This is a genomic window from Enterococcus infantis, from assembly GCF_049166715.1.
Taxonomy (GTDB): Bacteria; Bacillota; Bacilli; order Lactobacillales; family Enterococcaceae; genus Enterococcus_C; species Enterococcus_C leclercqii.
Genome location: NZ_JBMHFB010000002.1, coordinates 188,518 through 215,105 on the forward strand (window position 1 = coordinate 188,518; position 26,588 = coordinate 215,105).

At 44.0% G+C, this 26,588-nt stretch carries 25 protein-coding genes and 1 pseudogene; 18 read left to right on the top strand and 8 right to left on the bottom strand.

Features of this window, described 5'->3' with window-relative positions:
• Positions 1–12 precede the first annotated feature (12 nt).
• The 3 genes from ACOMA8_RS03465 to ACOMA8_RS03475 all read left to right on the top strand — a co-directional run bounded on the left by ACOMA8_RS03465 (position 13) and on the right by ACOMA8_RS03475 (position 3,702).
• Positions 13–1,866: a glycoside hydrolase family 2 protein gene (locus tag ACOMA8_RS03465; protein WP_421368553.1), complete on the top strand. Its 1,854-nt coding sequence runs from the start codon at positions 13–15 to the stop codon at positions 1,864–1,866.
• 183 nt (positions 1,867–2,049) lie between these two features.
• Positions 2,050–2,430, top strand: a complete 381-nt coding sequence (locus ACOMA8_RS03470) for a VOC family protein (RefSeq protein ID WP_161900003.1) — start codon at positions 2,050–2,052, stop codon at positions 2,428–2,430.
• A gap of 219 nt (positions 2,431–2,649) precedes the next feature.
• On the top strand, positions 2,650–3,702 hold the full coding sequence (locus ACOMA8_RS03475) for an aspartate-semialdehyde dehydrogenase (RefSeq protein WP_421368556.1): 1,053 nt from the start codon (positions 2,650–2,652) through the stop codon (positions 3,700–3,702).
• A gap of 411 nt (positions 3,703–4,113) precedes the next feature.
• On the opposite strand, the gene ACOMA8_RS03480 is transcribed toward ACOMA8_RS03475, so the two are convergent.
• On the bottom strand, positions 4,114–4,491 hold the full coding sequence (locus ACOMA8_RS03480) for a YxeA family protein (RefSeq protein WP_161900001.1): 378 nt from the start codon (positions 4,489–4,491) through the stop codon (positions 4,114–4,116).
• A 665-nt stretch (positions 4,492–5,156) separates the two neighbouring features.
• Positions 5,157–5,330, bottom strand: coding sequence for a hypothetical protein (locus ACOMA8_RS03485; protein ID WP_161900000.1), 174 nt, complete (start codon positions 5,328–5,330; stop codon positions 5,157–5,159).
• 478 nt (positions 5,331–5,808) lie between these two features.
• Here ACOMA8_RS03485 and ACOMA8_RS03490 point away from each other — a divergent pair, with 478 nt between their 5' ends.
• The 6 genes from ACOMA8_RS03490 (at position 5,809) to ACOMA8_RS03515 (ending at position 12,459) form a co-directional block, all read left to right on the top strand.
• Positions 5,809–6,099, top strand: a complete 291-nt coding sequence (locus tag ACOMA8_RS03490; RefSeq protein ID WP_421368559.1) for a hypothetical protein — start codon at positions 5,809–5,811, stop codon at positions 6,097–6,099.
• 53 nt (positions 6,100–6,152) lie between these two features.
• Positions 6,153–7,259, top strand: a complete 1,107-nt coding sequence (locus ACOMA8_RS03495; RefSeq protein WP_421368562.1) for a tetratricopeptide repeat protein — start codon at positions 6,153–6,155, stop codon at positions 7,257–7,259.
• Positions 7,260–7,621: 362 nt separating this feature from the next.
• Positions 7,622–9,181: a DUF1538 domain-containing protein gene (locus ACOMA8_RS03500; protein ID WP_421368564.1), complete on the top strand. Its 1,560-nt coding sequence runs from the start codon at positions 7,622–7,624 to the stop codon at positions 9,179–9,181.
• On the top strand, positions 9,171–9,488 hold the full coding sequence (locus tag ACOMA8_RS03505; protein WP_421368566.1) for a hypothetical protein: 318 nt from the start codon (positions 9,171–9,173) through the stop codon (positions 9,486–9,488). Before ACOMA8_RS03500 ends, ACOMA8_RS03505 begins: the two co-directional genes overlap by 11 nt.
• 14 nt (positions 9,489–9,502) lie before the next feature.
• The gene (locus ACOMA8_RS03510) at positions 9,503–9,832 is read left to right on the top strand and encodes a P-II family nitrogen regulator (RefSeq protein ID WP_161899996.1); all 330 of its coding nucleotides are present in this window, start codon (positions 9,503–9,505) and stop codon (positions 9,830–9,832) included.
• Positions 9,833–10,740: 908 nt separating this feature from the next.
• Positions 10,741–12,459 (top strand): Spy0128 family protein, encoded by a 1,719-nt coding sequence (locus tag ACOMA8_RS03515; RefSeq protein WP_421368568.1) that lies wholly within the window; start codon positions 10,741–10,743, stop codon positions 12,457–12,459.
• A 232-nt stretch (positions 12,460–12,691) separates the two neighbouring features.
• On the opposite strand, the gene ACOMA8_RS03520 is transcribed toward ACOMA8_RS03515, so the two are convergent.
• Positions 12,692–12,877 (bottom strand): hypothetical protein, encoded by a 186-nt coding sequence (locus tag ACOMA8_RS03520; RefSeq protein WP_161899994.1) that lies wholly within the window; start codon positions 12,875–12,877, stop codon positions 12,692–12,694.
• Between the two features lie 658 nt (positions 12,878–13,535).
• On the opposite strand from ACOMA8_RS03520, the gene ACOMA8_RS03525 reads away from it, so the two are divergent.
• Positions 13,536–14,216 (top strand): YoaK family protein, encoded by a 681-nt coding sequence (locus ACOMA8_RS03525; RefSeq protein WP_421368570.1) that lies wholly within the window; start codon positions 13,536–13,538, stop codon positions 14,214–14,216.
• Between the two features lie 98 nt (positions 14,217–14,314).
• Here the strand turns inward: ACOMA8_RS03525 and ACOMA8_RS03530 are convergent, their stop codons facing one another.
• The 3 genes from ACOMA8_RS03530 to ACOMA8_RS03540 are packed head-to-tail and all read right to left on the bottom strand — an operon-like array spanning position 14,315 to position 15,833.
• Positions 14,315–14,617, bottom strand: a complete 303-nt coding sequence (locus ACOMA8_RS03530) for a hypothetical protein (RefSeq protein ID WP_421368573.1) — start codon at positions 14,615–14,617, stop codon at positions 14,315–14,317.
• Positions 14,618–14,655: 38 nt separating this feature from the next.
• Positions 14,656–15,510 (bottom strand): hypothetical protein, encoded by an 855-nt coding sequence (locus tag ACOMA8_RS03535; RefSeq protein WP_421368575.1) that lies wholly within the window; start codon positions 15,508–15,510, stop codon positions 14,656–14,658.
• Entirely contained in the window at positions 15,510–15,833 is a 324-nt protein-coding gene (locus ACOMA8_RS03540) for a PadR family transcriptional regulator (protein WP_161899990.1), read from the bottom strand. Before ACOMA8_RS03540 ends, ACOMA8_RS03535 begins: the two co-directional genes overlap by 1 nt.
• 254 nt (positions 15,834–16,087) lie before the next feature.
• Here ACOMA8_RS03540 and ACOMA8_RS03545 point away from each other — a divergent pair, with 254 nt between their 5' ends.
• The 5 genes from ACOMA8_RS03545 (at position 16,088) to ACOMA8_RS03565 (ending at position 21,226) form a co-directional block, all read left to right on the top strand.
• Positions 16,088–16,372 (top strand): hypothetical protein, encoded by a 285-nt coding sequence (locus ACOMA8_RS03545; protein WP_421368577.1) that lies wholly within the window; start codon positions 16,088–16,090, stop codon positions 16,370–16,372.
• A gap of 59 nt (positions 16,373–16,431) precedes the next feature.
• On the top strand, positions 16,432–16,929 hold the full coding sequence (locus ACOMA8_RS03550; protein ID WP_421368579.1) for a GNAT family N-acetyltransferase: 498 nt from the start codon (positions 16,432–16,434) through the stop codon (positions 16,927–16,929).
• Positions 16,930–16,942: 13 nt separating this feature from the next.
• On the top strand, positions 16,943–17,188 hold the full coding sequence (locus tag ACOMA8_RS03555; protein ID WP_161899988.1) for a hypothetical protein: 246 nt from the start codon (positions 16,943–16,945) through the stop codon (positions 17,186–17,188).
• Between the two features lie 272 nt (positions 17,189–17,460).
• On the top strand, positions 17,461–19,281 hold the full coding sequence (locus ACOMA8_RS03560; RefSeq protein WP_421368581.1) for a heavy metal translocating P-type ATPase: 1,821 nt from the start codon (positions 17,461–17,463) through the stop codon (positions 19,279–19,281).
• Between the two features lie 670 nt (positions 19,282–19,951).
• The gene (locus ACOMA8_RS03565) at positions 19,952–21,226 is read left to right on the top strand and encodes a bacterial Ig-like domain-containing protein (protein ID WP_421368583.1); all 1,275 of its coding nucleotides are present in this window, start codon (positions 19,952–19,954) and stop codon (positions 21,224–21,226) included.
• 134 nt (positions 21,227–21,360) lie between these two features.
• On the opposite strand, the gene ACOMA8_RS03570 is transcribed toward ACOMA8_RS03565, so the two are convergent.
• Positions 21,361–22,173, bottom strand: coding sequence for a nucleotidyltransferase domain-containing protein (locus ACOMA8_RS03570; protein ID WP_421368585.1), 813 nt, complete (start codon positions 22,171–22,173; stop codon positions 21,361–21,363).
• 117 nt (positions 22,174–22,290) lie between these two features.
• On the opposite strand from ACOMA8_RS03570, the pseudogene ACOMA8_RS03575 reads away from it, so the two are divergent.
• Positions 22,291–22,839: pseudogene (locus ACOMA8_RS03575) on the top strand (GNAT family N-acetyltransferase); the annotation flags it as partial.
• A 747-nt stretch (positions 22,840–23,586) separates the two neighbouring features.
• Positions 23,587–23,886, top strand: coding sequence for a hypothetical protein (locus ACOMA8_RS03580; protein ID WP_421368587.1), 300 nt, complete (start codon positions 23,587–23,589; stop codon positions 23,884–23,886).
• Between the two features lie 338 nt (positions 23,887–24,224).
• Here ACOMA8_RS03580 and ACOMA8_RS03585 read toward each other — a convergent pair whose 3' ends face one another.
• Entirely contained in the window at positions 24,225–24,527 is a 303-nt protein-coding gene (locus tag ACOMA8_RS03585) for a hypothetical protein (RefSeq protein ID WP_421368589.1), read from the bottom strand.
• A gap of 96 nt (positions 24,528–24,623) precedes the next feature.
• On the opposite strand from ACOMA8_RS03585, the gene ACOMA8_RS03590 reads away from it, so the two are divergent.
• Positions 24,624–26,303 (top strand): ribonuclease J, encoded by a 1,680-nt coding sequence (locus tag ACOMA8_RS03590; protein WP_161899982.1) that lies wholly within the window; start codon positions 24,624–24,626, stop codon positions 26,301–26,303.
• The last annotated feature ends 285 nt before the right edge of the window (positions 26,304–26,588 follow it).

A 26,588-nucleotide genomic window follows, 5' to 3' on the forward strand; every position in this document is an offset into this window, starting at 1 on the left:
GGAGGAAAGACTATGACATCACAAGCCAATCAACAAGCTAAAACTGTCGCAATACCACGACCAGAGCATCCTCAGCCGCAATTTCAGCGGGAAAACTGGCATAACTTAAACGGAACTTGGCGCTTTGCCTTTGACTTTGGTCGCAGCGGCCAAGATCGCAAATGGTATGCCGTTTCTGCGGCGCAAACTTTTTCACCAGCAGAAAAGCAAGCCCTCGAGGAGCCTATTTTTGAAAACTGGCAGACGGCTCCCAACAACGATCCTTTTGACAAAAAAATCCAAGTTCCTTTTTGTCCAGAATCTGTTCTCAGCGAAATCGGCTATAAGGATTTTATTCCTGCTTGTTGGTATCAACGAGAGATTACTATCAGTGAGGAGGAGTTAACAGGTGCACAAGGAACGGGGGACGTTGTCCGCTTACATTTTGGTGCGGTGGATTATTTCTGCGAAGTCTATGTAAACGGGATTTCTGTGGGCACGCATCGAGGCGGCTATGCCTCTTTTTATTTCGATATCCAAGAGCAGCTAATTGTAGGAACAAATACCATCACCGTTTACGTGGAAGATGAGCCTCGCAGTTTTCATCAGCCTGTTGGCAAACAGAGTCGCTTCTTTTATTCTCGTGGCTGTGACTACACACGAACCACCGGAATCTGGCAGACGGTCTGGCTGGAATTTCTACCTGTCGCGGCCTTACAGGAGGTACGCTACTTCCCTAATGTTGCCGATAGTCAAGTCACGATGTCCCTTAAAACCAGTGGAATTGGCGGTAGCTGTCAGATTACTGTCAGCTATGAAGGACGCTCGATGGGCAGTGCCACAGTCCAATTGACCGGTAACTTTGCGACGGTTACGATTCCTCTGCTAGAGACCCATTTATGGGAACTGGGAGCTGGTCGTTTGTATGACGTGACACTGCGCTATGAAAATGATTTGGTACACAGCTATTTCGGGTTACGGGAAGTTGCTTTGGATGGGTACCGTTTTTTGCTAAATGGTCGCTCTGTTTTTCAGCGGACGGTCTTAGATCAAGGGTTTTATCCTGACGGAATCTATACGGCACCCACTGATGCAGCCTTACAACAAGACATTCAATTGGCGCTGGATTGTGGTTTTAACGGCGCTCGTCTGCATGAAAAGGCCTTTGAACCACGCTTTTTGTACCATGCGGATCGGGCTGGATACTTGGTGTGGGGAGAGATGGCTAACTGGGGAATTGATCTGTCAGATTTTGCAGCAATCAGCGATTTTCTGCCAGAGTGGCAACAATTGTTGGCACGGGATTTCAACCATCCCGCTATCGTGACCTGGTGTCCCATGAATGAAACGTGGGATGTAGCACACCGTCCGCAGAAAGACGAGATTGTGGAGCTGATTTACCGCACCACCAAGCAATACGACCCTACGAGACCAGTCGTAGATACCAGTGGCAATTACCATGTAGTGAGCGACTTTTACGATTTACACGATTATTGTCAAGACCCGGTCCTCTTTAAAGAGCATTTTACCGGCGGGCTACAAAAAAATGGCGAATTTTGGGACGAGCACGATGCCCGCCAAACCTACACTTCGGGACAGGCTTTTTGTGTCAGTGAGTACGGTGGTATCAAATGGGACCCCACCAGCAATCCCGACAGTGCTTGGGGGTATGGGGATGCTCCTGAAAATGAGGAGGCCTTCATTCAGCGTTATCAGGGCTTGACAGATGTTTTATTGGATCATCCGAAAATTTTTGGCTTTTGTTACACTCAGCTTTACGATGTGGAACAAGAGAGAAACGGATTGTATTATTACAACCGTACACCGAAGTTTGATCCGGCTATTTTTAAAGCCATTAATCGTCGCAAAGCTGCGATTGAAGATTGAAAATCAAACACCTCACGAGAAGTGCCGTGGGGTGTTTTTGAGGTGTTGTTTCGACGACAGAAAGAAAAATGATACCGCTGATATTACGGTCTGACAGAGGGGGCGGGTTATTGCAGGCGAATTGTCGGCTGTAGTTATTTGTCTGTTATAATCAATTTAACAACACTCAAGGAGGAGATCTAAATGCATATCGAGCATTTGGCTGTGTGGGTCAATGACCTGGAAAACATGAAGGATTTTTACCATGATTTTTTTGAGACGGAGAGTTCAGAGCTCTATTACAATGAAAAAACCGGTTTTCGTTCGTATTTTTTGACTTTTAGCTCAGGGGCGCGTTTGGAGCTAACCAATAAACGCTTTTTGGCTGGGCGTAGCCACGAAGCATTTGGTTATGCCCATCTGGCTATCGCGGTAGGTAGCAAGGCGGATGTCAATCGTTTTGCGCAGCGCTTTGTTGCAGCAGGTTTGCCATTGCTAAACGGTCCGCGTACCACCGGCGACGGCTATTATGAAGCAGTGGTACAAGATCCTGAGGGCAATTTGATTGAGCTGACCACTGGCTGACAGCAGCCTACAAAAACGACCACAAGACTAAGTGTCAAGGCGTTGCTTGATAGCTGTGGAATCAGTCGGAGCCATAGCTTTGATGGCAAGGGGTAAATCAAAACGCTATCGACGGATTTTTATGCATTCATTCGGAGTTTTCTGACAATTTATGAAAAGCAGCTGTTTTTTTACAGTAAATGTGGTAAAATGGCACAAATATGAATAGGGGTGTTGTGAATGACTGGGTATAATGTAGCGGTCGTCGGAGCCACGGGCGCTGTCGGCACGAGAATGATTGAAATGTTGGAACAATCCACCTTGCCCTTGGCACAGGTGAAGTTATTAGCGTCAGCCCGTTCGGCCGGCCAAACCCGCAATTTCAAAGGCGATGAGCTGGTTATTGAAGAATTGGTGCCGGAATCCTTTGAAGGCGTGGATATTGCGTTATTTTCAGCTGGGGGCGGGATTTCTAAAAAATTTGCGCCGGAAGCTGTCAAACGTGGTGCGGTAGTGGTAGACAATACCAGCGCCTTTCGAATGGATAAGGACGTGCCACTAGTTGTGCCTGAAGTCAACGCCGATGCATTGAAAGACCATCAAGGCATCATCGCCAATCCTAACTGCTCCACCATTCAGATGATGGTCGCTTTGGAGCCTATCCGTCAGGCAGCTGGTTTGAAGCGAATCATCGTGTCCACTTACCAAGCGGTGTCAGGGGCTGGTGCCAAGGCTATGGAAGAATTGCGGCGGGAAAGTGCAGCTTATTTAGCGGGTACGCCAGTGGATGAATTGAATCCTGAAATCCTGCCGGCAGGTGGCGACAAGAAACATTACCCTATCGCTTTCAATGCGCTGCCTCAAATTGATGTGTTTGCCGAAGACGACTACACTTATGAAGAGTGGAAAATGATCAATGAAACGCGTAAAATCATGGCGGACGATACCATCAAAATCGCAGCAACTTGTGTGCGAATTCCGGTGTTTGCCGGTCATTCGGAATCTGTCTATATCGAAACTGAAGATGTTATTGATGTAGCTGCGGTCAAAGCACTGTTGGCAAAAGCACCAGGTGTCGTTTTAGAAGATGACCCTAGCCAACAAAGCTATCCCCAAGCACTGAACGCCGTCGGAAAGAAAGAAACCTTTGTCGGTCGCTTGCGTCGGGACTTGGATGTTGAAAACGGCCTGCACATGTGGGTAGTTTCTGACAACCTTTTGAAGGGCGCTGCGTGGAATTCAGTCCAAATCGCTGAAACGCTCCATGCAATGGATCTTGTCAGAGTAAACTAGTTGAAATAGAGAACTAGAGATGTGATCTTTCGGTAGAAAAATGGAGTGATGTTACTCCTTTACTTCTTAACAGCTAATAAAAATAAGAGACACCAAAAAACCGTAGGAAGCATTTTTCCTGCGGTTTTTTTCTATAAAAGTAGCAGCGAAGCAACAAAGGCCTTCGCAGCGTAAAAGCTAAATTTGTGGTGTACAGATTTTTTGAGGCTTCTTGTGGAAAAACTAGGGAAGCTTACTGGAAGCGGATATCTTTATCTAAAAAGGCTCACGATTTAGCTAAGATAAAAACGAACACTGCTCTCAGCTGCCGGTGTGAATTAGCGAAAAGCCGCAGATTTATAACCGGAAGCGAGAAAGCAGTGTTTTTTTGTTGGGTACGGAGAGCTACAGTTGCCATAGGTTCTGGCGCAGTTATTTTAGCTGCGCCAGAACCTTATCGGGAACTTTATTTTGTGCAACTTCATTTGGCCCTTCGATGACACGTTTTTGGCTGATTTCAGCTTTGACGATAGCTCCTGGCCGTAATGGTGTTGGATCAGAGTTAGACAATTCATAGTTCATTTGCTGGGTGCTGCCGTCAGCTTTAACGAAGGTCAGCTGGTATTTATAGCTGGACCAACCAGCAATTTTTTCGCCGCTATCATCAACGGTTTGAACCTTTTCAGGAACTGTTTCCGGCACCAACGCGTAGGCGGTCACCCCCTGATAGGTTTCTTGATAATACTGCCAGCCTTTGAAACCCACGACACCTAAGAGAACCACAACAACGAGGGCGATAATTTTTTTCATAAGATAAAAACTCCTTTGTGTAAAATCGCAGTCTTGCAATACAGCGATTATCAGCAATGACCTGCGGAATCTGTGCAACTTGCAACGATAGGGTATCACGGCTTTCGAAAATTTTCATGATAAAAGCCTTCGATTTCACGAACACTTTTGTCACTTGTTGTAAATTATTATTTTTCGACACTTTTTCTAGGACAAATCATTGATAGGACAGCTTTGTTTGGAAAAGATTAGGAATGATATCGGCATTTCTAGATGTTCAAAAAACTGACTTTTTTCGGAAATATAGGAGAAGTTGTTTTCGGAGATAATTGAGAGGAAATACGACTATCCAGACTATCAATAAGGACTCTTCAGTCATCATTTTTTGATAGAGCCCTTTGTGAAAGGCTTGTTTACCTGCTGGCAAAGCCAGTCGACACCAAAAAGGCGAATCCGCTAAATGACAGGTGGCTTTGGGAAGTCACGCTAGAGGCGGTCGCCTGATTATTGGGTCGCAGATTTTTTTAAGTTTAAAGAGATGGGTGTGGCGACGAAGAAAAGCTGGGAAAACCATCAAACAAAAAGGAGATACGCTAATCTATGAAAAATAGTTACAAAAAATAGTTACAAGTTAGCGTGCTTATTCTTATTAAACCACGGCTAAAGATAAAAAGCGTCGCCTGGAGTCAATCATGAAAGTACTTGTCTAAGGCAGCTAAAACGCCATTTTTGGCAATAACGCCTGAAAATGCGATGGTAATTGGCAGAATAGCTATTGCCGAAATATTGGTAAATCTCAGGACACCAAATATCAGCAAAAAATACAATGCAGTAAAAAGTAGTCGTTTCATCCAAATCATGACCGTCACTTCTTTCTTTTGAGGGAAATGCCCGATGCTATTTTTGTGGTGTTTGGCGCGTCTTTTGACAGCATATGCTTGTATCTATTATAGTAGAAACAAATGCGTTTTGATAGCGCTGTCAATAAAGAAAAAAGCGAACAAATTCGCTTAAAAACGCTCCTGCTTTTCATGTGGAAATAAGCAGCAGATTTTAGTGACATCTTTTAAGAAAATGATGATTTGCGTGATTGGCTAGCAAATCGGTATCAAATTGCTCATATTTCAACAATAATTTCCTTGAAAAATGGTCTGGAACAAAAGCTTCATGGCTGTGAAAGCTAAAATGAGGAGCGTCAGCAGAGGAAAGAGTGGCGCTGTTTTTTGCAAGACTACAAAATGAGGAGAAGTTTTTATGTGGTAGACTGGTGGTAGATAAGTTAGGAATTGCTGATGACCGGAGTACTTCATTTTTGAAAGAAATTGGAGGCATAAGATAATGATGAAGCAAAAAATCATGCTTGGAAGTGTCGTGGTACTCTTTTTGTTGTGGTATATCCTGCTGCAACGAGAAGTAATTTCTTGGCGCTTGTGGCTGTTGGGCAGTGGTAGCGGTTTGCTTGTTTTGGCAGCACTAATAGTCACAAGACAACAGTATTTTTGGGCGAGTCTTGTTGGAAGGCGTGATTCATACACTGAAGATGAAAAGCGGCTGGCGCATTTTTCCGGCTGGGTTACAGGATTTCTAGGACTTGTGTTGATAGTTTTGGGAGTGGTGGCAAAAAGCTAAAGGCAATAAGGAACGGTCAATCCGTTTTTCGCTTGAAGTTTGAGGAGGTTACGATGTCAGAAAATGATTATGTGAACAGTCAAAATGCGCTGTTTGAAGGAAATTTTGAAGAGTTGGGACGATTACTGACCGCCTGGCAAGCCCAGCCAGAAGATCCCCATTATTTTGACTACCTGAATTACAGTGGCTATTTGGCAACTCAAAAGCTCCAATGGCAAGAAGCAGAAGAGCTCTACGATGAATATCTACGACTAGCTCGGGCATTGCAGGACACGGAAAAAATGCATGTAGGTTTACATCAGCTTGCGATGGTCAAACGAGAACAGGGGCTGTTGCCAGAAGCACAACAGCTGATTCAACAAGAAGCGACTATTTTGGAAGTATTTTTTCCCGATGACAGCTATCGTAAAGCAGTCAACCGCTATGAAGCAGGCTATTTGGCACTGCTGTTGGGAAATTTCCCGGAGGCACACGAAATTCTTACCGAGTCATTGACTTTAGCTGAACAAAATGACGACCCCATTTTATTGGGGTGCAGCTGGCGAGGTTTAGGGGAATTACGCGTCGCTGAAGGGAAAAAAGCAGAAGCTAAAAAGGCACTCCAGACTGCATTACGCTTTTTCGAGGCGGGAGAAGATCAAGTAGGCGCTGCTGATATCCGCAAGAAGTTAGTAGCTATCAAGGTATTTGAAATTGACGAGCGTCAAATACTAGCCGAGGATATAAAAGAAGAGTCGTCAGGCCAAAAAACAGCTATTTCTACAACACTTGATACTAAGAAACAAGCGGTATCAAGTGATCCGCCCCAACCGCCTCCACCAGAAGATTTTCAAGAAGCGATGATTCAGATGGGGCTGCAAGGAGCAGGACCAGTAAAGCTAATCGTCAAAGGAAGTATGACCGAGGTTCCACGGAATGCTAAGGAAAAAGCTGAGATGGATGAAGTACCCTTGCCAAGGGCACATTCAGAAAAAATCGCGGTTATCTCCGTTGTTTTTGTGACAATGGATCCATCTGCAGCAGAAAAACAGTTGCGGTTCTTATTAGCAGCTGACCCAAATAGTTACTACATGGTGTACAGCTGTCCCTGGGATACCGATTTAGAGAAACTCTCTCACTACCCATCAGTAGCGATTACAGCAGAAGATTTCACCGCATAAATAAATGACAAAAGAAAAGAACCCGCCACGAAGGCTCCTTCAGTTTTTCATGATCCAAGCTACCAATAAAAAACTGACAGCAAGCGTCGTGACGGGGATTTTTAACTGGCTTTTGACCACTTTATTTTCTCTGAAAACAGTGAATTCAGCCAATCGTTAGTTATAAAACCCAGTACCTTATTTTATGGCTAGCTTCAGTATAACCAGTGTCATAGATGAGTTGGAAGGCCAGCTGATACGCTGTGGCAAAAAGCGGCAGCTTACTACTTGTCTGGAAGAGTTTTTGAGAGTTGGTACAGGCGCAATTTTCTGAACAGAAAATCAGCTATGCTATAATTTAAGTAAGTCTGATACTGAAGGAAGTGAGAAAAATCAAAACAGTCAATATGTTGAAAGAGGTGTTTGTTTCTTCGTTACCATTGGGGGTAATCATTCTGGTGGTATGTGGTTTTGTAGCACCGTTAAACAGCACAGAAGAATATAGTAAACTACTGGTAGCCTATCTCAGTGTTGTCGTGGGGCAAACGCTGTTTCTGGTGGGTTTGGATAGCAGTATTTTACCGATTGGCAAGATCGTTGGCCGGTCATTGATTAAGTTACGCAAAGTCTCTTTAATCGTTTTTTGTGGTTTTCTATTTGGACTTTTGGTAACGGTTGCAGAACCGGCGCTGGAAGTGTTGGCACGTCAGACTAACATGATTATGCCAGAGGTCAGCATCCGGATCTTTGTTTGGATAGCCAGTTTAGGAATTGGCTTATCGGTAGGTTTCGCACTGCTTCGAGTTATGAAAAATTGGCCGCTGAAAAAAGTTTTTGCCTGGCTATATGGGCTTATCTTTCTCCTTGTAATCTTTGTGCCGGGAGATTTTGTCGGCTTGGCTTTTGATGCTAGTGGCGCGACGACCGGGGATGTGTCGGTTCCTTTCATCTTGGCCTTGGGAATTGGTGTCTCAAAGACGATGTCCAAACATCGGACCAATGAGGATACTTTTGGAGTGATTGGCATTTCTTCAGTTGGTCCAATCCTTGCAGTATTTATTTACGGACTGATTTTGAAACACCATCCCTCCATCACCTTATCAGATGCCCAATTCTATGATCCCAGTGTTTCTCAAACCTTTCGTCAAATACTGATAGGTAATTTTAAAGATGTGGCCTTTGCTCTGGTTCCTATAGTCGTGGCCTTTATTCCCTTTCAATTTATGATAAAACTCTCCAAAAGCGAGCTGACTCGAATCTTGCTGGGTCTCGTCCCTGTGTATGTAGGACTGCTGATTTTTTTAACTGGTATCGATTATGGTTTTGCCTTTGCAGGAAAATACATTGGCGAGATTTTTCTTGAATCCGGTCGGTGGGGCTGGCTGCTAGTAGTGGGATTTGGTTTAGGAATCGCGATCACGCTGTCTGAACCAGCAGTGACAGTATTAGGTGATCAGTTGGAAGAGCTGACAAATGGTCATATAAAAAAGCAGACGATTCGGTTAACTTTAGCCTTGGGAATCGGGTTTGCGACGGTTCTTGCTATTTTGAAGATTATCACTCAAATCAATATTCTATGGTTCTTAGCGCCGCTTTACTTGGTGGCTTTGATTATGATGAGGTATACATCAAACCTGTTTGTAGGTTTAGCATTTGATTCTGGAGGAGTGACTGGTGGTGCATTGACTTCGGCATTTTTGACGCCGTTGACATTAGGTGTGGCTCAAGCTGTAGCTGATACTAGCTCGCAACCCCAATCGATTTTGATGAACGGCTTTGGTGTAATCGCTTTTATTTCTGTGACGCCGCTGATTGCTGTTCAGGTGTTGGGACTTCTTTATGAGCGGCGCGCTGCTCTAAGCAGAGCTTCTGATGAGCTGGAACTGGATAGTCTTGAAGGCCTGTTTGAAGAGGAGAGGGGGAAAGCAGATCATGAAGGATAGATGTGAGGAAGCCCTGCGTCAGCTAACTATCATTGTCGGTAGAAAAAAAGCCGAGCTACTGCTAAAAGCATTAGTGGCTAACGGTGCTCAACTGATTATGACCACCTATGGGGAAGGGACAATGGACCCTAACTATCTGCTGAAGGTATTGGGATTGACAGCGGAAAAAAAGAAAGCAGTGATTACCTGTTTGATTAGAAAAAGTGACCAGGAACAGATTATGGATCTACTGTTGAAGGATTTTCAGTTTGATCAACCGAATACCGGAATTGCCTACACAACACCGGTAGGGGAAGTCTCATTTTGAAAGGAGCTTATACGATGGAGCAATCTCTAGAGAAAGACATTCGAGCGCTACATATTATCACAAATGCAGGGTTTGCCGATGAAGTTGTCGCCATTGCCCGTGAGGCGGGAGCATCAGGGGCAACTATCATGTCTGGGCGAGGTGAAGGGCCACGTTATGAGGTGTTTATGGGTATCACGTTAGACTCTGAAAAAGACCTTGTTCTGTGTATCACAGAAAAAGCGGTCGCTCAAAAGGCGATGCAGGCAATCAACGAAAAGGCTGGAAGAAAAACACCAGCCCACAGCATCTGTTATACGACACCGATTGACCAAATGATTGGCGTCTCCTTTACCCCGAGATAGTAGTGTAGTGCCCATTTTGGATGATAGCGCTAAAAAAAGGTGATACAAAGCTGAGATTCTCAGCTTTGTATCACCTTTTTGGACTGGCTGTAAGTTTTGGGGTGCCTGATTATGATCGACAGCTAGGTAAACCAGACTAGCTGTAATACAAGCATTCACAAGAAGTTTTCCTCCGGCTGAGAGGTAATTTTTTTTGGTTTTTCGTTTTTAAGGAGAATTGCTGTGGCGTTAAAGATAGTGATACCAATACTATCATGATGAAAGAGCAACTACTTAATGAATGTGGAAAAACCAGTTTCCGGATTTTAGAGGTATCAGCTACTCGATTTTTGGGCAGCAGCTAAGCTATTTCTATTCGAAAAAAAGAAGTTTTATTTTTACAATAAAGTAAATAGCACTGAGTATAAAATAACAGAGTTGAACAGAGTTGTGGGCTGATTGTGCCATTTGTCAATGGTTATCGAGATGAAACAACGGTTTGACATGCTGCTAAAAATTAAAAATATAAGCTGTGTATTTATTTTAAAAAAGCTGTAGAAAATCGTCAGAATGACCGTACTTAGCTGTTATGAAAAATAGTTAAAGCGACATTGTTGAGTAGTCTCCGAAATTGATGAATTTTCGTTTAATTTGTATGAAAAAGCTACATAAAACAAATGGAAACGGATTTTTAAATCAAAATAATTGTATTTAATTGTGTAATATGAATAAAATTTTGCTGGTTTGAATTAGTTCCTATATAATCTGTCTATAGAAACATTTGTAATTCCAGTTATATTATTGTGCGGAAAAAGGCAGGGGAACTTTCGGCAGGAAAACTGCTTGATGAGAAAGTGGAAATGGAACTCACTTAAAGTTAAGCGGTCCCGTCAATTAAAGAATTACGAATGGAACAGGGGGATTTTTGGATGAAGAAACAGAGGCAGAATCGATTTTGGAAAAAGGGAGCATCTGTACTGGCTACTGTAACGTTGCTTTCTTTGTTGGGGGGAGCACAATCCAAATACGCGGCTGAAAATGCAGGACAAGTGACCACTGCTAATAAGACCTTTATCGTCAATAAGAAAGTCAACATGGCTAATATTCAATCAAGCAATAATTTATTTTCTACGACGATTGCCATCCCATCGCCGGGGACAAGTACGGTGGATGGGGACAAGTACACGGCAACTTATACGTTTACGAAAAAGGCTGATCCAAATTATCGGCTGCTGAAGGTCATTCCGTATATTGAAGCCCCTAACTTCACGATAACTAACTGGGGCGGACCGGTTGTTGCCAAGGGTAATTATATCTATGACGAGAGTATTCAGGCGTGGCGCATACCGGATCCAATGGTGGCTGTCGACGGTTCTGAAGTGCCGGCAACAACAGCTGTCAATGGGACGCAGGGAATCAAACTTTATCTTGCCGGTGAGAAGACTGGTATGGAAGCATTGAGTTACCTGACAAATGATGGTTCTAAAGTTGGAACGCGACCGGTTATTCTGTTAGGGGATGTCCGGACGATGCCGGCAAACGTGCCACAAGCGACTTCTTTCACCATTTTTCAAGAGCGGACATATGAAGGTGCAGAAGGGATGTGGCACGCCTTTTCCTATCGGCCATCCGCTTATGTCGAGTATGAGTTTGATGCAACAGTAACAGGAACAAATCCTGACGATCAGCTGAATTTGACTATTGGCGACAATGCACACTTTGATTCTGTAATCACCTTACAATCGCCTCAAAAAGTTACTGCCGATATTGTGTGGCAGGAAAGTACCAATGATGGGGCAACTTTTACTGATATTGAGGGAACCTCTTCAAACAGCAACGGTCAGCAAAGTATGACAAAGTCTTTGGATGTTACTGCTACAAAAGACAATGATGGCAATTTGTATCGTGTGAAAATCACCCCCAATGAAACAGATGAAGCACCAGTTTACACAGAACCTGCCCGGCTGACCTTGAAAAAAACTTCTGCAAGTATTGAAGCGGCTAAAGTTTTAGAAGGTGCTGATCTCGATGCCAATCAGTTTGAGTTTATTCTACGGGATGCTAATGGGGTAGAACTGGCCCGTGCAAAAAACACAGCAGCAGGCAGTATTCCATTCACTCCGCTTTGGTACACGGCACCGGGAGAATATACCTATACCATCGAGGAAGTCGATGACGGACAGAAAAATATCACTTATGACTCAACGGTGTTGGAGGCACACGTTCTGGTGAAAGCAACTGGCGAAGCGTTAACAAGTGAAGTCAGCTTTATTGAAGGAAGAAAGACGTTCACGAATACCTTTACACCTGCACAGACCAGTGATACCGACAGTAGCCAAACGACTGAGCCAAGCAGTGAAAATTCATCAGAGTCCAGCGAATCAAATTCCAGCTCAGCCAAATCCAGTGACTCTGAAGTGATTTCGGAAACTTCCAGTGAAGCTGCGGGAAATCCAAGCCCGAAAGCAACGACAAAATCAAGCCACTCACTAAAGGAGACAACACCGAACAGCAGCAATAAAGCCAAAGAAAATAAGAAGTTGCCTAAAGCTGGTGCTGAAAAGAATGGCTTTGCTTTTCTAGGTTTATTATTTTTAGCAATTAGTGTTTTATTGTTTATGAAGAAACAACATAAACAGTACCGATGATATAGGCACAGGCTGAATTATGAGCTGTAGTGAATCATAGAGCTTAGTCATTGACTGAGAGGTACTTGTTAGCTTTGATATTCTATCTGGTGAGTAAGTCAAATGCTACAGCAGAAGATTTCACCGCGTAAATAAATGACAAAAGAAAAGCCCCGCCACGAAGGCTCTTTCAGTTTTTCATGATCCAAGCGACCAATGAAAAACTGACACAAGCGTCGTGACGGGGAATTTTTTATTGCTTTTTGATCACTTTGGGTTCTTCTGGTAAATCAATAGCCATGCCGCTAATGGTGACAATCGTCGGTTCTGATGACTTTTGTTGCAACTCATCTTTTTTAAGAACCAGTGTGGTATCTTTGTCGGTGGTGAGTGGGGCATCTGGCAGCGGCGGTGGCGGGGTCAGCCAATCGTTAGTCATGAAACTCAGCTCCTTGTCTTATCATTGCCTTCAGTATAGCACTTTAATCACCCGAACAATCCAGAGAAAGAAAGTTCGTTGCGCGAAATAACAGGGTATATAACCACAAAGCAATCGAAGCAATGATTACGATCAGCCATATTGCTTTTACCAGTGGCGTATCAGGATTGACAGAAACTCCAATTCCAGAAAGTTTTGGGACCCAAACGGCAGAAGCGTCATTTTTAGAGTGACTGTAGTTAGATCTATATAAAAAATAACTGACCACCTCTAAAACAATACAAAGTGACAAAAGGCCTAAGCCAAGCTATTTGCTGTTTATCTGGTTTAATAAAAGACCGGAGATAAGCAGTGCAAGTAAAAGAACAATTGCAACAAAAAATAGGAGAGCGCCTATTTTTTTGATTTTTTTGCTGTCCTTTAGTCTCCTCAGAATTGTTAGGCAATTGTAACAGTTTTACCAACTCCTTCAGCTAGCTTTTTAAAAAGTTTACCGCGAAATTCTTAAATTGTCAGAAATAATACTTCGCTACTCCTTTGAGCAACTATCGGCAAGTTTTGCAGGCAGGGGAGTATACTTAATCTGAAAGTAGCAGGCAGTTAGCTTGGAAATTGCGACAAAAATCGTGTCAAGGATGGTAAGAAAAGAGGTCTCCCTATGAAAAATTATCCAATTCATGAACGGCTGCTGGTGGGTTCTTTATTGGCGATGGCAGCGGGTGGGCTGGACGCATACACGTATCTGGAACATGGAGAGGTTTTTGCGGGGCTGCAGACGGGGAACTTCATCCTTTTGGGAATTCACCTGACTAAAGATGACCTTAGTCGCAGTCTTCATTATTTGGTGCCTATCGCAGCATTTGCATTAGGTACGATTTTGATTCGGATTTTACAACAGCGTTTTGAGAAAAATGAGTCCCTGAAAAATCGACAATTGTTTGTTTTGGGGTGGGAAATTCTCTTGATTTGGTTAACGGCGTTAGTTGCGCCGGTGGTTCCAGACATGTTGGCCAGTGCCATGGTTTCATTGGCTGCTGCGGCCCAACTGCAAGAATTTCGTAAACTAAAAGGTGGTCCCTTCACCTCTTTGATGATGACTGGCAACCTGCGGACGTTGGCGGAGAGTTACTGGAATGCTCTGTCTGGCGGAAATCGAGGGGCTTTGAAAAAGGGCAATGATACGTTAGCCATCGTGGTCGCTTTTGTTTTTGGGGCTGCTTTAACCGGTAATCTGGCGGAGCGCTTTGGGGAACGAACAGTGCTTGTCAGCTCAGTGTTTTTGCTGATAGCAGCAGTGATTATTTTTCAAGACCAGCGCAAGCAAATTATCACAAAATGAAGTACCAAAAACAGCCGGCGAAACCGGAGAAGTCATTGAAGGGCTTCCGATTTTGTCGGCTGTTTTTTGAACTCATGTACAAGAAACGTGTGACTTTGTCAAAGCTGAGATACGTGGTCTTTCCCGGCTTCCCACAACTCTTTTGAAGTCAGGCTCTTTTTGCCGTTGATCGTTACGGTACCGTCTTCGGCGATAGCAATCTCGGTGCCAATCCACATGTTAGCGCCAATACCTAGAAGGCTGACGCGCTTTCCTTCGCCAGCTTTTCCCGGTGTAAGCGCAGCTAGCATGTCTTGGACCCATTCAGCCTTGAGGAATTTCACAGCGCCATTGTCAAACTCAATTCGAAAAATATTAGCCAAATTTTCCATTTTGGTGACTTTTGGAGTCGTTTCAGTCATTTTTTTCATCCTTTCTTTTTTTTGCGTAGTTGTAACAATCAAAACATGCCTCCGATTCCATACAGTCCCCAGCTGGTAACGATGCGAATCTCTGTTTCGGGAATCTGCAGCATCTCTTGAATTGCCGCTTTGATGTCGTCTTCACTCATCAGGCTTTTCAGCTGATAAATGTAGGTGGTAGTACCGTCTTTTTTCTGCTGATTAATCAGTCGCCAAGTACCGATATAAGTCAGTTTCTCCATCAACGGTACTTGTCTTTGAGAGTGTAAAGTGACGGTCAACGTCGGCAGCCAGGAGGATTGGTAATCACTGTTCTGACTTTTCAGTTGCCGTAAACGGCGTCTAGCAGAAGTGGTAGCGATAAATGGTGCGAGCCAGACCAGCGGAATCAGTAATAACGGCGCGAGTAAAAAGAAAACAGCCAATGTTTCGGAGAGGCCTGGAATAAGGGACAGCCCCCAGCAACAGGCCAATAAAAAAGCGAAACCGGTCTGGACAAAGCGCCGTTTGTCCACTTGCCGCTGACGATAGGCTCTTTCAATGGCAAAATCGCCACTGATATCAGAAAAGCCGTCGTCATTATTCGCCTTAGCCTTTTCATCAGATAGCGCTAGTGGGTAAGAGTAAACGAGATAATAGGCTTGGCCGGGTCCTGGCAGGCGTCGTTGCGTGATTGCTACTAATCCTAATTCAATGAGGGCTGTTTTGTTTTCTTGATCAATAGGCTGGTCAGAAAATTCACGTATCAACTGGTACTGTTGCGGAACAGAAATGACTTTGAACTGGTAAAATCCGCGGCTCGTACTTTCCAGTACATAACCTTCGCTCAACATTTTAGTCAGATAGCGGCCTTCTCTGCGGGAACCGGCCACCTGCCATTTGATTTTTCTCATCAGATTTCCCCCCGTCGTTCATCAGCAATTTTATTGAGGAGCCGCAAAAACTTTCGCTGCTCTTCCAAAAGCGACCGCCCTTTTTCGGTGATGACATATTCTTTTTTTGTCCCCTCAGTGGGCAATTGAAAAATCAGTCCTTGAGCGATGAAATCAGCAATGCTGCGATACATAGTCGCCGGCCCAATAGTGACCATGCCGTCGCTGCGCTCCTCTACATATTTCATGATTTCATAGCCGTGGGAAGGCTGTTGCAGGCACAAGAGGATCAGCGTCGCAGTATTCGATAGGGGAATCGTCAAGCCGCCGTCACTTTTTTTCATGGAATTCCTTCTTTCTTTATACTTTTATCTTATATCCATTTTGGATATATGTCAAATGGATATATATTCGATTTGGATATAAGCAGCAGATGATTTTCGGAAAATGGCAAGCTAGATTGACAGCTTTGTTAAAAGTGCTATGATAAATGTGGAATCGCTTTCTTTTTTGCGAGGGTCATTGAAATTCTGTTTGCAGTACCAGGCTGCAATTTGTAGACGATTCGATGACTGACAAATCAATAGGAGATGAAGCCATGCGTTTTTCAGAGAAAATGACTCAATTGGTAGATACAGTCTATCGTCGAGGGTACCGAATTGATTTTACAGACCCACAGCAGCTGTCTGATTACCCCAACTTAGCGCCTGTCGGAATTTGGACGGTAAAAAATGGTTACAATTGGACGATAATAGTAGAAAATGATTCTCCTTATTTTCATCAGGAGAATTTCGAGCATCTGTTGGCAGAAGAGCTACCAGCAAATTGTTCGTATGAGATTACGGTCCTTTCAGCACCTTTTGGACCGTTGAGCTCTGATTGAATAGGACCATTTTTTTGCCTAAGCACTTTGACGGTAAAAAGTAGGAGAGGTGAAAAAAGTTGTCTGGAGGTATCAGAATAGGCACCGATTTATGTTTAGCTCCATATAAAGACCTGCGACCAGAAGCCTTAGAATGGTACAAAGATCCCCAACTACAACGACTGGTGAATGGGACGCAAGAACCTTACAGCCTAACTCAGATCAAGAAAATGTACGACTATCAGCAGCAGCACGGGGAGTTATACTACATTTTGATTAGTACAAAAAAAACTGAAGGGAATGCTGTTGTCACTTGGAAGACGATTGGGGATGTTTGGCTGGCAGCTGATGATTTTGCAATTTTATTGGATCCGACCTATCAAAAACAAGGTATCGCCACCTGCATTCTTCGCTATTTTTTACAGCGATTGAAAGACGAGGGGACTAAGACATTTCAAGTTCGAGAAGTCTATGACTACAATCAAGGTTCACAGCGCCTGTTTGAGAGTCTCGGTTTTCAAAGACAGGAGCGGGATGGAAAAACTGGTTATTGCTATTTTTTTGAAGAGAGTGGTTGAATCGAGGGAGTATATGGAAAAGAAGTCTTTAGGGGCGTTGCTGCTTTCAGTGGCAGCAGTAGTCATTTGGTGGTTTTTTGGTTTGCCCGTGGGAAATCTGTTCTCGGTGTTCTGCATTTTCTGTTGGATGGTGCTTTACTTGCAAGATTTGTCGGGACGTCTGGCGGAATTGAGTCGCTGGGAAAAAATTGCTTCTGGTTCATTGGTTTTAGTGATGATTACGGGCATGATTTCCATCGCCACTGGATTATTCCACTGAGAACAATAAGCCGTAAATAGCTGATACTGAAAAACGGTTTTTTTGCCGATTTTCAGTTTTTTTTCGTATTACAACTGGCGGTGGAAGTTTCTATGATATTTAGTATCTGTCATAAAGCCACTTTTTTATAGGATGTTTCAAACTCTGGAATAGTGACCAAAAAAGTCTTAGGAGCTAAGAGTGCAACGAAGCTGATTTTCATTATCAGTTAAGACTTTTCGGTAGGCCAAAATATGCGGTCGCAGTATCCTTGTGATGAAGAGGTGGTTTTCATGACAAATTTCAAAAAGTTTTTACTAGTAATACTGGTGGGAGCCGCAGCCCTTATCGCCGAGTTCGGCTTAGGGCAACCGACTGTGGCTTTCTGGCTGATCGTGATTGTTGGTGGTTTGACAACGATTTCTATGTTTATCGGAATGATTGAAACCTTGCGTTCCGGTAAATATGGGGTCGATATTTTAGCGATTACCGCGATCATTGCGACTTTGGCAGTGGGAGAATATTGGGCAAGTCTGATGGTATTGGTGATGCTGACTGGCGGGGATAGCCTGGAAGATTACGCTGGTAAACAGGCTGGGCGGGAATTGAGTGCGTTATTGGACAATTCACCTCAGATTGCTCATGTGCTGGAAGGCGAAACTATCCAAGATCTGCCGGTGGATGATGTGGCAGTAGGGGCTTTGATATTGGTGAAGCCCGGGGAAGTGGTGCCGGTGGATGGTCGTGTCAGTGCTGGAACTTCTTTTGTCGATGAAGCGTCATTAACAGGGGAATCAAAACCCGTTGACAAACAAGTTGGAGATGAGCTGATGTCCGGTTCAGTGAACGGGGATGCTCCGCTCCGCTTCACTGTAACCAAAAAAGCCGCTGACAGTCAGTATCAAACGTTGGTAAAACTGGTTAAAGAATCCCAAACGAAGCCGGCTCGCTTCGTACGACTGGCTGACCGTTATGCGGTACCTTTCACGGCAATTGCTTATCTGATTGGCGGTGTTGCCTGGTTTATCTCAAAAGACCCGGTTCGCTTTGCCGAAGTTTTAGTAGTCGCATCACCATGTCCATTGATCTTAGCTGCGCCGATTGCGCTGGTTGCCGGCATGAGCCGTTCCAGTCGTAATGGGATTGTAGTTAAGACGGGGACAACCATTGAAAAGCTGGCAGATGCCAAAAGTATTGCCTTTGACAAGACGGGAACGATTACTGCGGGCAGTCTTTCGGTAAATGAAGTCTACAGCTTGACTACACATTTTTCAGAAGAGCAACTGTTACAGCTGAGCGCTAGTGCCGAACAAGAATCCAACCACATCTTGGCACGTTCTTTGACGAACGAAGCAAAAAGAAGAGCAATTGCGCTTTTACCTGTCACAGGATTGGAAGAAATCACAGGTCAAGGAATCACTGCAACAGTAGCCAATCATCAACTGAAGATTGGCAAAGCAGCATTTGCCGGCTGCTCAGAAAGTCACCAAAAGGATCAAACCGCAGTCTATATTGCTGTCGATGGTGTAGCCAGTGGTCGGATTACTTTTGATGATGTTTTGCGTCCAGAAGCACCGGCGACAGTAGATACCTTGCGTCAGGCGGGAGTTCAACATATCAGGATGCTGACCGGCGATCATCGGAGTATCGCAGAAGAGATCGCGCAAAAAGTCGGAATTACTGAAGTTCATGCAGAGTGTCTTCCTGCTGACAAAATCCGGATTGTACAAGAGACTCCGCCAGACCAACGACCGTTAATCATGGTAGGAGATGGAGTCAACGACGCGCCGGCGCTAGCTGTGGCAGATGTCGGGATCGCTATGGGGGCGCACGGATCTACCGCTGCCAGCGAAAGTGCCGATGCAGTCATCTTAAAAGATGATCTCTCCCGGGTTGCTGCAGCCGTTACTGTTGCGCAAGATACCATGAAGATTGCCCGCCAGTCAGTTCTGATTGGCATTTTTATCTGCGTCTTGCTGATGCTAATCGCAGCTACCGGTGTCATTCCGGCATTGTTGGGTGCAGCTTTGCAAGAAGTCGTGGACACAGTTTCCATTCTTTCGGCATTACGGGCCAAAAATGACCGAGCTGGCACCGAGAAATTTCTAGCTTGATTTTTTTAACATTTTCTGAAAATATCGAAGAGCCAACTGTTAAAAGGTGGAGATACCTTGTCACAGTTGGCTTTTTTGTATCCAAAGAAATAATGACGTGGCAAGTTTAGCGCAACTTCAAAAAAAGCGATTGTGCAATAGTGAACATTTATAGAGAGAAATCAAGAGAGTATCCGGAATAAATTGAGTGTTTTTTTATTTCGTAAAAAAGAGAGGTGAACTCAAAGTGGTTCGGTGAGGCAGACTACTAAATCGGTTATTTTTATTATTATCGGTAACGAAAAACAGACCAAGTATGCTTTTAGAGCTAGTCAGTGATAAGAAATTGTATCTGAGGGAGGCAAGAAAAGCGGTCTAGCCCCGTGCTTGCTATCAAAAGAAGATTACAAATGTTCGATATAAAAAAGTTATCTAATAGTTTTAGCTTATATTGGTTAAATAGATTAAAGTTGAAAAAAAGATTGTGAAAAAATAATTTTCGAACGACCTGAAAATTCTTTTATAAGAAAATATTGGGAGAGCAGATAGATTGGTTCTTGGTGTGTTACTGTCGTATGATTACCTTGAAAGCAATGATTCTTTCGTTAAAAATATCTAAAAAAGAGTAAAAAAATGCGGGATTAGATGATTTTTTATAGGACTCCAATAAAACTAAAAAAGGATGTTTATTGTGAAGAAAAGGAAAATTGTTATTGCTGTCATTGCTGCTACTGTTTTTTTAATTACCGGAGGAGTTTTTTACAGCCAATACACGTCAGCCGATGAACGTCAAAAAACAGCCCAGATTGCCGAAGAACATAAAGAAGCAGATCAGCTGTTTGTTGAGAAACTGAACTTGAAGACCTCCAAACGTCAACAGGTAACCGACGAGGACTTGATTACACTGACTCGCAGTGATCGAATCGGGAAAGTAACGAAGGTGACACTATCAGATCAAGGGTTACGTCAAGTCACTCCCGGACGCTACCAAGTTCAGCTGACAATCCAATTTCCTTCCAGGATTACGATTACCAAGACTGCTGAGGTAACTGTCTCTGACGATGTGGCCCCTGTAATCACTGTACCGAGAGAACTCTCGACAACAGTTGGCGCTGATTTTCCTATTGATCAAATCAAGGTGAAAGATGGGGTTGATGGAACACTGGCCCCAGACAAGATCGCAATCACCGGTTTTGATAAAAATAAAGCTGGGCAACAACAAGTTACAATATCAGTACAAGACAAGGCTGGCAATAAGGCTACTAAAAAAGTAACGATTACTTTAAATGCTAAAACGCCTGTCCCTCAGGAAGAGGCTATCACTGATAAAACAACTAGTGAAACTTCTGCTGAAAGTGATAGTATCACTGAAAATAATGAAGCAATTGAAAATGATACAGAGCAAAGCAACCCGGTAGCAGCTGTTGAGAGTACCACAGTGACCGAGGAAGCAACCAACGCATCTGAGTATTCAAGCGATGGCGGTGCGGTGGCAGCTACGGAAGCAACTTCTCAAACGGATTATGAAGAAACTACCCCCGCACAGGCATCAGTTACTCGCACTGCAGCGCCGGCAGTTCAAACCGCCACTTTATCCTTCAATGGAAGCACAATTCCTTTCATTCAATATAACGGTGCGGCAGCAGCACCAGGATCCGGTGCTGGAACTTGGATGGGGAACGGTAGCACAACGGACGGTGCATCGACACACTTTATCGGACATAATCCTGGTGATTTCTCCGGTGTTATGGGGCTAGGGGTTGGTTCGGCAATTACCGTCGTGGATGACAGTGGCAATTCTCGAACATACACGGTTTACGAAGTTGTGGATGTCACCGACGATGGCTATAACAATAATAACCCTGCAGATGATGTCCTGCCGCGGATGCTTTATGCCGGTGGAGAACGCATTAGTTTGCAGACGTGTATCACTGACACAGTAAACCGCTGTGTCCTAGCTCAATAAATCTTGTTTAAAAATAGGTTGTGACAATCGTCTTATCACTACCCTCAGAAGCGAGCATGACCAAACGTAAGACATAAGCAAAAAAGAAGCAACTTCAGTTCTTTAACCGAAGTTGCTTCTTTTTTCATTTTTATCTATAGAACTAATTCAGTGATCTGTTGATGCTGTCTTTCAGAAAAAGTCAGTCCATGAGTTGTGGCAATTGCTGAGGCTGCCTCGGCGATACAATTTACTGACCATTGTAGAAAATCAGGAATCCTAGCTGCTGCTAACGGTGTAAAGAGTGTAAGTGCCGCTATTTGCTCTGGAGTTAACCGGCTACGGGGACCTTCATATTTACTCCAGTCGCCTAGATTGTTGGGTAGTTGACCAGCTTTCAAATACCATAGCGATACTAGACAATGCTTTATCATTAAAGCATCTTGATGTAGATAATTGCTTTCGCCGCGCTGCCATCGACGGTAAAAATCATGGAGATTGGCGTAATATTTCATGAGATAGCCATCCAGTAAAGACTGATCTATCGGTAAGGGCAGCTTTTTTGCTATTGCTTTAATTTTTGCTAAATAGTTCTGAGAATCATCATTGAGGATGTTGATAGATGCTAACCAAGGAGAAGGTAACAATGTCGACTTGGAATAGACAAAAAGGTCCACCTTTACGAATTCAGGAAAATGCAAAACAGCATAATTTGTCGCGTAAGTTTCGATAAATAGGATTCGACCTTCACTTTCAAGTCGATTAACTATTTCCGACAAGAGAGTTGTCACCTGCTGGGTATTGCCTGCTGTAACTAAGCGCAGATCAATATCTGACCAATCATCGGCGTTTCCTGCTGCCAGAGAACCATCCAAAAAAATGCCGCTAACTAGTGGATTTGCGATTGCTATTTTTTTAAGTTCCAAGAGCAGAGCATCTCGAGCATACGGTAAGTGAATACGATCCATTGTAAAACCTCTTTTCCTAAAAACTTTTTCAATTATAGCATGGTTTTGGCAGCTTTCTGTTATCATAAACGCAAATGCTCTGGTTAGCTTTGCTCAGAGAAAACGAGGTGGAAATAGATGAAGAAGTCGTTAGCAGGTGTTACGATCCGAACAGTGGATGCAGCGGATTTACGAGAAATGTGGGAAGTCAGCTATGGGCCCGCGGCGGACCGTAGGTGGATGGCGTATAATGGCCCTTATTTCAACGATCCTATCCAAAGCTGGGAAAGTTACCGTGATGGGTGGGGGCAAAGCTCGATGGACAACCCGATGAGAGGCGTGATTGAAGTCGAGGGTCAGCTAGTAGGAGAAGTAACGGCCTACTGGTCAGATGGTACATTGCAGCAGTGGTTGGAGATAGGTATCGTAATCTTTAAGCAAAGTTCGTGGGGGCGGGGTATTGGTGTTTGCGCTTTGCAGGTGTGGCTGGACTATCTTTTCGAATCCTTTGATTATCTACCCCATATCGGATTTACCACTTGGTCAGGCAATCCCCGTATGCAACGTCTGGGAGAAAAACTGGGGATGAAAAAAGAAGGGGTTATTCGCAGTGTCCGCTGTTGGCGGGGAGAATATCATGATTCGGTGAAGTACGGCATTTTGCGTGAGGAATGGTCGGCTGAAAAGGATAGACTTGCCCTTCAAGACGCAGAGGATTCAAAACCGATGCAACAGTCGCAAAAGTCGTTGCTGACACAAGTGGTGGCGGTGGCAGGTGTTACCGCCGGCGGCAAGTCTACGTTGATTGCTGCACTGAAAGAAGGGCATCCAGAAGCTATTGTCTTGTCCTTCGATGATTATGACATTGACCAGCTGCCAGATGCGCCACCGCTGGGAACACCACTCCGAGAGGCGGTATCTCGCTATGATGTTTCAGCTTTGAAGCAGGACCTCGAAAAGGCGTTGGCTCTAAAACCGGCACTGATTTTGTTGGATTTTCCTTTTGGCCGTAAACATCCGGCACTAAAAGAGCTGATCAGTCTGTCAGTCTATGTAAAAACGCCACTGGATATTGCATTGGCGCGCATGATTTTGCGAGATCAGCCCCAGGATGATGGTGGGGCAATTCGCAGTCAGTTGACCAATTATTTGGAATTTTCCCGTTCACTTTTCAAAGCCCACGATGACTATATCGCTGAAGGAGCGGATCTTTTGTTGGATGGTGAGCGGACATTGGCAGAAAAAGTGGCAGCTGTAGAGGCGTTTTTACAATTGTAAGAAGGAGTTGCTATTTTCATAAGAATCATCAGCTATAGCCTGTTCAAAGATTTTTTTCTGCCATTTGATGCTTCTTGTCAGTCCTGTTCAAATATGCCACAATAATGACCAGAACTAAATTATTAAAAAAGTTTTCACGAGAAAAAGGAGTACATTATGATTTTTTTGTTCATTTGTTTAATTTTATTGGGTGCTGCGGCATTGTATTTTTCCGGGCAACCGAAGTCGGGTTTTGGTTATAAAGGATTGGCTTACCGAACATTTGGAAAAAAGACGTGGCAGCTGTCCAATCGTTTGGCAGGAGTGATTCTGTTGGTTTTGGGAGTGACAGGTGGAGCTTTGTATTTTGCGCTGGGCCAGCCCACGGATCGTCGCTTCTTCTGGGGGATGTTGTTAGCAGTGCTTGCAGGTTTTTTGATCAGTGATTTGATTACTATCCAGCGGCTAAAAAAATAGAACGAATCCAGCTGAAAATGAACGGCGGCTGGTCACTGGTATAAATTCCGGTGACCACCTGCTGTTTTTTTGTGATGGATTACGGATTGTTGCGCTTTTCCTGAATCACAGGCTGATGATCTCTAAGTTTTCCTTGACTGCTATGGTGCAAGGCTCAACTTATCACTGGTTTTAGTGTATAATATTCACTGGATGCTTAGGCATGTGATTTTCAGGAATACTTGCACGGTGCGGTCTAACTCATAGCAGCGACGAGCCCAAATGCAAGAAACCAGAAGAATAACTGAGGAAATCTGAATAGACCAACATCAGCCAATTGAATTTTTTGGCCGAAAGATTCACAGTAAAGCCCCACTATAATAAGCTGTCAATAAGCTGTCGGTGGCCTGTAATTCTGTGTTTTCGGTAAAAGTATCAAGGCTTGATTTTGTGGTATGTTCAGGGATTCTCTGATCCAACTCAACGCAGTCCCAACTGGTCTGCTGTCCCTTGCTTTTTTGAACCTTAATCCAGCAGGTCTGTAAAACTGTTGAAGACCGATTGTTTAGCTGTTTATTGCGAATCGTTACAAGCTGCACACAATCAGCAGTACTTATGGTTTGTTTTTTTGAAACAACTGTACAATTACTTTTCTTCAGCAATTATCTGCTGCTACTGCTTTTGGTTATAAGGAAGCTTCGCACAGCATCATGTTGCCAACTGCTTTGGGAACTTTATAGAAAGAACAGGTGATTTTTTTGAGCGACATCAAAATTATTCCGTTAGCTGGCGTGCGGGAAAACGGGAAAAACATGTATTTGACAGAAGTGGACGGGGATATTTTTATTTTTGACTGTGGTCTGAAATACCCGGACAATGAATTGTTAGGGATCGATACAGTGATCCCAGACTTTACGTATTTGGAAGAAAATGCTGAGCGGGTGGTGGGGGTTTTCTTGACTCACGGGCACGCAGATGCCATTGGCGCACTGCCTTATCTGTTGGAGCGAGTGGAGGTCCCCGTTTTCGGGACCAAGCTGACCATCGAATTGGCTAAAATCAATGTCCACAAAAATGAAGGTACGAAGAAATTTAAAGATTTCCATGTGATCGATGAACATACGGAAATCGACTTTGGCAGTGGCGTGGTGAGCTTTTTCCGCACCACTCACTCAATCCCGGATTCAGTGGGAATCAGTTTGAAAACAACCGAAGGCAATATTGTCTACACCGGTGATTTCAAGTTTGACCAAGCGGCTGTACCTATGTATCAAACGGATTTTTCTCGCTTGGGAGAAATCGGCAAAGAAGGCGTACTGGCATTATTATCGACTTCTTCCAACGCTGAAAATCCAACACCGGTGGCTTCGGAACGCACCATTGCTGACGAAGTTTCCGACACCATCCAATATTGGGAAGGTCGTATCATTGTGGCAATGGTCGCTTCCAATCTGCAACGGGTGCAACAAGTGTTGAATGCTGCCCATAAAGCTGGCCGCAAAGTCGTTTTGACTGGTCAGGATTTTGGTCGAATCATTCGCACAGCCATGAAGTTAGGAAAATTGGAAGTTCCAGATGAAGACATGTTCATCACCCAAAAAGAAATGAAACAATACCCGGCTGAGCGCCTGATTATTATGGAAACTGGCCGTATGGGTGAACCAATTAAAGCCCTGCAACGAATGGCTAACGGGACTCATCGTACTTTGCGAATCCAAGAAGGTGATCTGGTCTACATCGCTACAACGCCGACGACTGCAATGGAAACTATCGTTGCCAAGACAGAAGATATCGTTTTTCGTGCCGGTGGGACAGTCAAGCAGATTTCTGATAATCTGCGGGTTTCCGGTCATGCCAACCCAGACAATCTACAGTTGATGCTGAACATGATGCGTCCTAAGTACTTCGTGCCAGTGCAAGGAGAATATCGCCAACTGGCTGCCCATGCCCAATTGGCCGAACAGATTGGTATTCCGCTCAGCCACATTTTCATCACTGCTCGCGGCGATGTGCTGGAGTACAAAAAAGGGAAGATGATCCAAGGCGGTTCAGTACCGGCTGAAAACGTCTTAATCGATGGCATCGGTGTTGGGGACATCGGCAATATCGTGCTGCGGGACCGTAAGATTCTTTCAGAAGACGGTATCTTCATTGCTGTCTGTACCATCAATCGACGGGAGAAAAAGATTGTTTCCCACCCTCAGATTACTTCCCGAGGTTTCGTCTATGTCAAAGCTAGTCGCGACTTGATTAGAGAAAGTGCGGATATGGTTACTGAAATCGTAGAAAAACACTTGCAAGACGAGGACTTTGAATGGGCAAAGCTCAAACAAGATATCCGTGACCGCATCGGCCGTTATCTCTTTGAGCAGACCAAGCGCCGTCCAGTAGTCCTGCCAGTCATCATGGAAGCAACCCAACGAAACAAACGCCGCTAATCACAAAACAACGAACGGCCTTGCCTTCATTTTGAAGTCGGGGCTTTTTTTGTTGCAAAAGAGTGGAGTCTATGTTGTCGCATTGTGTAGGAACTGCAAACTCGCTATTGCAGATATGTTAAATCGGATGAAGAAAAGGTATAAAAAGTTCGGAATTTTTCATAGCTAAATTAAAAATATTTAGACTTCTACTTGGGATAAGTCTTCGTAACACGTTGTAATACTATAACTATAGCCAATTTTTCGTTAGTCCTGTGTAAGCTCTGCTGACAGTTTTGAAAGATG

Coding starts and splice junctions, on each gene's coding strand:
- ACOMA8_RS03465 (WP_421368553.1), top strand. CDS start 13: ATGACATCACAAGCCAATCAACAAGCTAAAACTGTCGCAATACCACGA.
- ACOMA8_RS03470 (WP_161900003.1), top strand. CDS start 2,050: ATGCATATCGAGCATTTGGCTGTGTGGGTCAATGACCTGGAAAACATG.
- ACOMA8_RS03475 (WP_421368556.1), top strand. CDS start 2,650: ATGACTGGGTATAATGTAGCGGTCGTCGGAGCCACGGGCGCTGTCGGC.
- ACOMA8_RS03480 (WP_161900001.1), bottom strand. CDS start 4,491: ATGAAAAAAATTATCGCCCTCGTTGTTGTGGTTCTCTTAGGTGTCGTG.
- ACOMA8_RS03485 (WP_161900000.1), bottom strand. CDS start 5,330: ATGATTTGGATGAAACGACTACTTTTTACTGCATTGTATTTTTTGCTG.
- ACOMA8_RS03490 (WP_421368559.1), top strand. CDS start 5,809: ATGATGAAGCAAAAAATCATGCTTGGAAGTGTCGTGGTACTCTTTTTG.
- ACOMA8_RS03495 (WP_421368562.1), top strand. CDS start 6,153: ATGTCAGAAAATGATTATGTGAACAGTCAAAATGCGCTGTTTGAAGGA.
- ACOMA8_RS03505 (WP_421368566.1), top strand. CDS start 9,171: ATGAAGGATAGATGTGAGGAAGCCCTGCGTCAGCTAACTATCATTGTC.
- ACOMA8_RS03510 (WP_161899996.1), top strand. CDS start 9,503: ATGGAGCAATCTCTAGAGAAAGACATTCGAGCGCTACATATTATCACA.
- ACOMA8_RS03515 (WP_421368568.1), top strand. CDS start 10,741: ATGAAGAAACAGAGGCAGAATCGATTTTGGAAAAAGGGAGCATCTGTA.
- ACOMA8_RS03520 (WP_161899994.1), bottom strand. CDS start 12,877: ATGACTAACGATTGGCTGACCCCGCCACCGCCGCTGCCAGATGCCCCA.
- ACOMA8_RS03525 (WP_421368570.1), top strand. CDS start 13,536: ATGAAAAATTATCCAATTCATGAACGGCTGCTGGTGGGTTCTTTATTG.
- ACOMA8_RS03530 (WP_421368573.1), bottom strand. CDS start 14,617: ATGACTGAAACGACTCCAAAAGTCACCAAAATGGAAAATTTGGCTAAT.
- ACOMA8_RS03535 (WP_421368575.1), bottom strand. CDS start 15,510: ATGAGAAAAATCAAATGGCAGGTGGCCGGTTCCCGCAGAGAAGGCCGC.
- ACOMA8_RS03540 (WP_161899990.1), bottom strand. CDS start 15,833: ATGAAAAAAAGTGACGGCGGCTTGACGATTCCCCTATCGAATACTGCG.
- ACOMA8_RS03545 (WP_421368577.1), top strand. CDS start 16,088: ATGCGTTTTTCAGAGAAAATGACTCAATTGGTAGATACAGTCTATCGT.
- ACOMA8_RS03555 (WP_161899988.1), top strand. CDS start 16,943: ATGGAAAAGAAGTCTTTAGGGGCGTTGCTGCTTTCAGTGGCAGCAGTA.
- ACOMA8_RS03560 (WP_421368581.1), top strand. CDS start 17,461: ATGACAAATTTCAAAAAGTTTTTACTAGTAATACTGGTGGGAGCCGCA.
- ACOMA8_RS03570 (WP_421368585.1), bottom strand. CDS start 22,173: ATGGATCGTATTCACTTACCGTATGCTCGAGATGCTCTGCTCTTGGAA.
- ACOMA8_RS03580 (WP_421368587.1), top strand. CDS start 23,587: ATGATTTTTTTGTTCATTTGTTTAATTTTATTGGGTGCTGCGGCATTG.